The organism is Opitutales bacterium (assembly GCA_013215165.1).
Taxonomy (GTDB): domain Bacteria; phylum Verrucomicrobiota; class Verrucomicrobiia; order Opitutales; family JABSRG01; genus JABSRG01.
In genome coordinates, this window is sequence record JABSRG010000103.1 from 1 (window position 1) to 6,655 (window position 6,655).

Genomic DNA, 6,655 nt, shown 5'->3' on the forward strand with positions numbered 1-6,655 from the left:
TAGACACGATCAACCGCTACAGCCGATCAATACTCACCCCTGATCTCCGCCATCAGGCCTTATGGGATGGCTGTGCATCCAGATCTAGTCTAAGTTGGTCGAGATCGATGACGACACCGTCTTCGTCCTCCTCGTGCACATGCTCGTCTTCAGAATGCTCACCATCGTCGTGCTCGTCGTCCCCATGATCTTCTTCCTCATGATGGTGATGGTGCCCAGGCACGCCATAATCGGATTCATATGAGAAGATAGCCAGGCTCACCCGATGGCCCTGTTCCGAAAACCAAGATAGCGCGGCCGAACCAGCCACCGACTCCACGAAGGAATTCTCCAAAACATCACGGACTGACTCCTCGTCTTCCTCTTCCTCATGACCATGCTCATCGTCATGGTGCTCGTCATCCTCGTCGTCATGACCGTGCTCCTCTTCTTCGAGGGACATAAACAAAGCGGTCTCTGCGAAACCAGGGATTTGATAATCCTCATGATCACGCACCATTCCACTGAGCCGTAAGCTGAAATTTGAAAAGCCGATCGTCGTCAAACCAGCTACGTCATAGCCGTTTGAGCCGCCTGTGTAGCGTCCACTTAGGCGAGTAGTAAACCTATCTTCGGAGACCTCACGCGCAATACGTCCGTCGCGAACATTCACCACACCCCCGATCGCTGAACCTCCGTAGAGCAAAGTCGCAGGACCACGGACCACCTCGATAGCTTCAGCAAATAGGGGCTCGATCGTGACAGCGTGATCTGGGCTCGCTGATGAGACATCTTGGCTGTCCAAACCGCTCTCGACAACTTTAACTCTAGGCCCATCAAATCCGCGGATCACCGGACGGCTTGCGCCACCTCCAAAAGAGGTAGCATGCATTCCAGGTAAGCCACTCAGTGTATCACCGAGATTACTCTCCCAGCCTGACTCTAATGCTTCCGCAGGCAAAACACTGATAGGCACGGCGATGTCCTCAGGGCGCGTGGGTCGCGCCGTGGCGGTCACAGTAAACGGAGCCAGGTCATCAACAGGTTCGTTCTTGGAAGATGACTGAGCGTCTAGGATTTGACCGATGCCAAATAGCGTGAGGCCCGTAATGATTCGATTACGCAGATTAGACATGAGATTGTGTTTCAATTATAAAGCCGTAGGCAACGCGACAATCCAAGTCGAAAAGAAAACTACGCACCCTATAGAGGGCGACTGCGTCAGAAGTCTAGATCTGCAGTGAACAGGTTGCCTAGGTGGTGCTCACTGCCCGTCTGCAGATAACACCCAGGCACTCGGATGCTTCTCGAATCCAATGTGGGGATAATACTCCACCGCCCCAGGTGCAGAGAGAAGCATAATCTTGCATGACGTCTCAAGTCGCTGACGTGTCTCGTCTATCAGCTTTTTCCCAATGCCCCGCTTCTGAAATTCTTGATCCACAGCCAAATCTGAGAGATAACAACAATAGTGAAAGTCGGTCACGGAGCGCGCGATACCCACTAAGAGATTGTCACTCCAACAGCTCACCATCAAATCTGCATGCTCGATCATTCCTTGCAGCTGCTCTATGTCGTTAACGGGCCTACGCTCCCCCAATGATGAGCGGATCAGCACGTCACGAAACGCTTCTATCGTAACTGTTTTTGCTGAAGAATAGACAAGCACTAAACTGACTAGATGGGACTTCTCATCACAGGCATTTCTTCTAAGAGACAGGATATTAATGCTTTTTTAATGGCTTCCCGGTCCAGATCAATACCAATAAACACGAATTCCTGCCGCGGTCTGCCCCAAACACCGTCAGGGGGACTTTTTGAAGGCCCACTCATCACCACATTCCACTTCGAAAGGTAGCCAGCGCGCATCATTTTGCCAGCGATGGATAAGGAACCTATCCGATCGGGCTCTTGTTCTGTCCAATAGACTCCCTTTGCCCGTAGCACGCCCGCTAGACCGCTCCGCATCACCTTAAAAAAGCGCGACTCCACAAAGGGTGCTTCAGCTCTAAAAAGAAAGGTCTCTAGGCCATAGTCTTTATGATCGTGGTCATGGTGGTGATCGTCGTCGTGGTCGCCATGCTCATGGTGATGATGATCATGCCCGTGGTGGTGGCCGTGGTCTTCGATTTCATTAGTATGAAGCCAGGCAGCACCAGCCAGCGTTGTTTCCTTGTTATAGCGATGCTGCTCCATCAACTGCACCACATCGATTTCACCATCGCGGCACTCCCATACCTCAGCCGATACGTTTAGGCCTTTGAGATAGGTGCGAAAACGAGCGCGTTCCGCTTCTTCCATCACATCCACCTTGTTGATCAACAAGACGTCAGCGCACTCAATCTGTTCCATGAGCAATTCTTGTAAGGGAAGTCTTGGATCACTGGGCAGCAAATGTGTCCGTCGTGTATCTCCAGTATTTTCGGGAGACTCAAAATACTGCTCGAAATTACCTCCGTCTAACACCGTCACCATATTCGCCGGATAGACAAAGTCCGTCCCGCGGCGACCATGGGAATTGGGTGTATACAGAGTCTGCAAAATCGCCTTTGGCTCAGCAACACCGGTGGCTTCGACCAAAATATGTTCCGGCTGAAAGCGCTCAACAATCTCAAGCAATGCATCAAGCAGATCGGTCTGAATCGTACAGCAAATACAGCCCCCCTTCAGCTCTAAAATCCCAGAGACGGCACCATCCAGTTCCTTGACAGCACTCTTAATGAGCATGGCATCCACATTGACCTCGCCCAAATCATTTACCAAAACAGCCATCTTCCGCGTCGAAGCCTCCGCCAAGACCCAGTTTAATACCGTCGTCTTTCCGGCGCCTAAAAACCCACTCAAAATGGTAAGAGGTATCGGCTTCGAGGGAAGCTGAGAAGGATCGGGATTCCAGGTAAAGAAGCTCATAATGTCAGAAACCTTCTAAGGTTATCAGGCCCAGAAGCGAGTGTGTCTTCAATTATTCTAGATGCCCAGATTTAGATGTTAATTGGGCAACCACACCCCGGGATCGCCAAGCCCCAGCTTGGCAGACTCGCGGTAAAAGTAGAAATATCAGGGCATTCTGCATTTAACTCGAATTATGCAATCAAACCACTCTTTCGGCGGCGGCGAAGCGCCACCCTCCAGCGTCCTTTATGATTTGATGGGCAGGCTTTGACGTGACCTATAAACCTGAGCAAAATCAAGCAATCTAAGCGAATATCTTTACGCAGAGTGCACTAGCTAAACTGGAGACCTTCCAAAACAAACAAGACTCCCATCAATCGTCCTTACGCGCAATATCCTCACGCCAAGCTCCCTGTGCCGGATCTTTGGCGATTCTGGCCGACAAAAATCCCTTCGGATACTCGGTTTTCCAATCCGGACCAAACAGCCGTGAGTGGATCAGTGTATTACGGTAAACATCCCAGTCTAATCGCCCCACTCGGCGATACCACAGGGTGATACAGGAGGACGTGATAATGATGAAAATCGAATAAAGGATAGCCACCCAAAGCATATCGTTGCTCAACGCCGACTCTGGGAAACTCAATAGGATGATCGTAAAGGCGACCGGTGTATTCTGAATGCCAGTTTCCAAACTGATGGCACGCTGCTGGATAGGAAACGCACCAAACAGCCGCGACACATAATAACCGAACAAAAAGCCAGCTAGGCCCAAGGCAATCGATGCGACATAGATAGGCCAAGGCGTGCTAAATATTAAGTCGTGGTGACGGTAGAAAGCCGTCGCGATCAGGTAAAGGATCACGATCATACCCATGAATCCCGCAGTGTCTTCCGCTACCTTTGCCCAACCGCGCGAAACGCGACGCAGAAGGAGTCCCCCGCAAACCGGCACGAGGACCAATATCAAAGATAAGACGATATCTTTGGTCGGGATCACAAAAGTCGCGTCAGGCCCTAGGTCATCCGAGATCATCTCAGTGAACGGACCCGTATAAAAACCCAGCAGCAGCGGTGTCATAAACAGGGCCATGATCGTAGAAGCTGTCGTCATCGAGATACTCAAAGCCACATGCCCACGTGCAAAGTAGCTAAAGAGATTGGACGTCGTTCCTCCTGGAAGGCATCCCACCATAATGATAGCAATGGCGGCAACGGGTGGTAAATTGAGTGCAAACGACAACCCGACCGCGATCAACGGCATCAACCCAAATTGCGAAAGGAAACCAACCAAGATCAATCGCGGGCGCTTGATCGCACCCATGAAGTCGGCCTTTGTGAGACTCGCACCCATGCCAAACATGATGATGAGAATCATCACGGCCAGCAGCGCCTTATCAATCGGGTAAAGCAGTTGTATGTCAGGATCAATCATAGCACTCAGGTCATGCCTCCATCTCTTGGATGAGACTCGCGTAACGCTCATGGATCGCATGGCGCTTTAGTTTGAAAAGGTTTGTGAGCTCCACACCGACTTCAAAAGGCTCCTCTAGAAATCGAAAATCTTGGATCACCTCGAAACGTTTAAATTCCGAAGGATTCGATTGGGCACTTCGGATTTCAGATTGAAAGCGCTCGCGCAAACCTGACAGACGGATCAGGTCGGCGAGCGAATCAGCCTCAAATCCCGCCTCGCGACATGCAGTTAAGTCAGGCAAAATAAGCGCGCCGAGCTGCTTCGCATCCTGCCCCACCACAACACACTCCGCGATGAACGGGATCAGCTTTAACCGCAGCTCAATATGCTCAGGCTCCACATTCTCCCCATTGCTCAGAACAATCGTCGACTTAGAGCGCCCAAGAATTTTCAGCGCATCGTTGAAAGTTATCATCCCCAGGTCACCCGTGCGAAACCACCCTGCTTCATCAAGCACGGACGCAGTCATCTCAGCATCTTTGTAATAGCCGTGCATGATCTGGGGCCCACGCACGTGGATCTCTCCTTTTAGGCCGCGGCCCCCATTGGAGTCTTGAGGATTTGGATAAAGAACCTCGCCAGTTTCTAGTTCTACAATCCGGATTTCAGTCTCGGGTATCAGCGGACCAACAGTACCACATACTAACCGATCCAATCTCCTAACAGCAAGGACAGGCGATGTTTCCGTGAGTCCATAGCCCTCCAAAACCGGAATACCAATCGCATTGAAAAAATGATCGATCTTCGCAGAAAGCGCACCCCCTCCAGAAATTGTCGCTCGCAAGGACCCACCGGCCTTTTGACGCACCGATTCCAGCACCGCCACATTAAAGAAACCATACCACGGTAAGAGCAGGGTCCACTTCAGAGCAGCCCAGCTCTTCCTCAGAAAAACTTCGACTGGGTTCACACGCTGGAGCCTCAGGTCCTGATCCCGCAGCACGAACAGAGCATCGCGATAATGCACCCCGAGAAATAGGGCGATGTGAAATAGAGTCCGGCGGATAGGATGTGCCTTCCGCGCACCGGAAATAATACGCTGGTGCAGGTTTTCCCAAAGACGCGGTGCCGAGGCCATAAATGTCGGCTCCACCTGTTTCAAATCATCCCCAAAATGCCGAGCGCTCGTGTAGTAATTGCAAGCACCATTGCTAATGGACAAAATTTCCATCATCCGCTCGAAAATGTGCCACACCGGCAGAATTGAGAGTGCACGATCCGTGCAGGATAGATCCAAGGTCACATGATCCACCTGCGACATGATGTTGGCATGAGACAGCATCACACCCTTGGGCTTGCCTGTCGTGCCCGACGTATAGATCAGCGAAAAAAGATCGTCACTGCGAATACCAGCCGCTCGCTCATCTACCTCTGTGGAACCGGCCTGCAATCGTTCATACCCGGCGGCCTCGACAGCGTCCAACCGCCCTACTCCCTGTGGCGCCTCCTTACCTGTATCCAATTGGATGATCGTTTCTAAACCAGGCAACTGGCCCTTCAAATCCAGGCAACGCCGTGCTATCTTTGGATTCTCCACAAAGGCGATCTTCATCTCCGAGTGATTCACAATATGTATCAGCTCGCTATCGGTAACATCGACCCCACGGGGTGTATTCACCGCACCTGCAAGCTGAATACCCGCGTCCGACAATATCCACTCCACTCGATTATCACTGAATACACCCACCGGCTCACGCGCACTCAGCCCCAGTCCAATCAAACCCTCACCGATGGCACGCCCGCGCTGATATAAATCCTCAAACGAAAGTGGTACCCAAGAGAGATCGCGCTGGCGCGTCGCAAAGGCGGGCAACGTATCAAAACGCTCAGCAGTGAGACGATAGAGTTCAGCAAGATTCGCAGCTTGAACACGTGATTGTGGAGCAGACTTCCCCATCCGCCGAACAGCAGCAAACAAGACCCCTACGGTCAAGCGTGTCTATGAACTAAAAGGGAATGCCCCAAACGAATAACAAATCGAGAAACGCCTCTGGAATTTCGAAGGCCCTCTATACCGGCTCCCCGAGCAAGGGTTAGGCCGACAACTAAGTCCTCTTACAAGGCGTGCTGCACATCGGAAGATATAAAGCCCGTTTTGAAGGCTTGGCCGACCCTCCCAGAGCATTTGAAGACGGCAGTTCTCGCGATTGTAAATTGAGCCCGACTTTAGTGCATGATATATCAGGCGTTTAGGCTTATTTACGAGAATTGCATAGGTATATAGCAACGATTTCACAGCCATCCCATAGGGATGCGCTAAAAAATTAAAAAGTGGTTGGCTTTGGCGGACTTCCGATCAAGGAAGTC

The 6,655-nt window shown here is 51.3% G+C and carries 5 protein-coding genes; all 5 read right to left on the bottom strand.

Features of this window, described 5'->3' with window-relative positions:
• Nucleotides 1–52: 52 nt before the first annotated feature.
• A complete protein-coding gene (locus HRU10_14695) occupies nucleotides 53–1,114 on the bottom strand; it encodes a TonB-dependent receptor (protein NRA28481.1) in 1,062 nt (353 codons plus the stop codon).
• 129 nt (nucleotides 1,115–1,243) lie between these two features.
• Nucleotides 1,244–1,648, bottom strand: coding sequence for a GNAT family N-acetyltransferase (locus HRU10_14700; protein NRA28482.1), 405 nt, complete (start codon nucleotides 1,646–1,648; stop codon nucleotides 1,244–1,246).
• Nucleotides 1,649–1,656: 8 nt separating this feature from the next.
• A complete protein-coding gene (locus HRU10_14705; GenBank protein ID NRA28483.1) occupies nucleotides 1,657–2,889 on the bottom strand; it encodes a GTP-binding protein in 1,233 nt (410 codons plus the stop codon).
• Nucleotides 2,890–3,244: 355 nt separating this feature from the next.
• Nucleotides 3,245–4,357, bottom strand: a complete 1,113-nt coding sequence (locus HRU10_14710) for a bile acid:sodium symporter (protein ID NRA28484.1) — start codon at nucleotides 4,355–4,357, stop codon at nucleotides 3,245–3,247.
• Nucleotides 4,317–6,245: a long-chain fatty acid--CoA ligase gene (locus tag HRU10_14715; GenBank protein ID NRA28485.1), complete on the bottom strand. Its 1,929-nt coding sequence runs from the start codon at nucleotides 6,243–6,245 to the stop codon at nucleotides 4,317–4,319. Before HRU10_14715 ends, HRU10_14710 begins: the two co-directional genes overlap by 41 nt.
• Nucleotides 6,246–6,655: the final 410 nt, after the last annotated feature.

Bases quoted from the DNA above. Each gene is read 5' to 3' on its own strand.
- HRU10_14705 (NRA28483.1), bottom strand. From the start codon at position 2,889: ATGAGCTTCTTTACCTGGAATCCCGATCCTTCTCAGCTTCCCTCGAAG.
- HRU10_14715 (NRA28485.1), bottom strand. From the start codon at position 6,245: ATGGGGAAGTCTGCTCCACAATCACGTGTTCAAGCTGCGAATCTTGCT.
- HRU10_14695 (NRA28481.1), bottom strand. From the start codon at position 1,114: ATGTCTAATCTGCGTAATCGAATCATTACGGGCCTCACGCTATTTGGC.
- HRU10_14710 (NRA28484.1), bottom strand. From the start codon at position 4,357: ATGAGCGTTACGCGAGTCTCATCCAAGAGATGGAGGCATGACCTGAGT.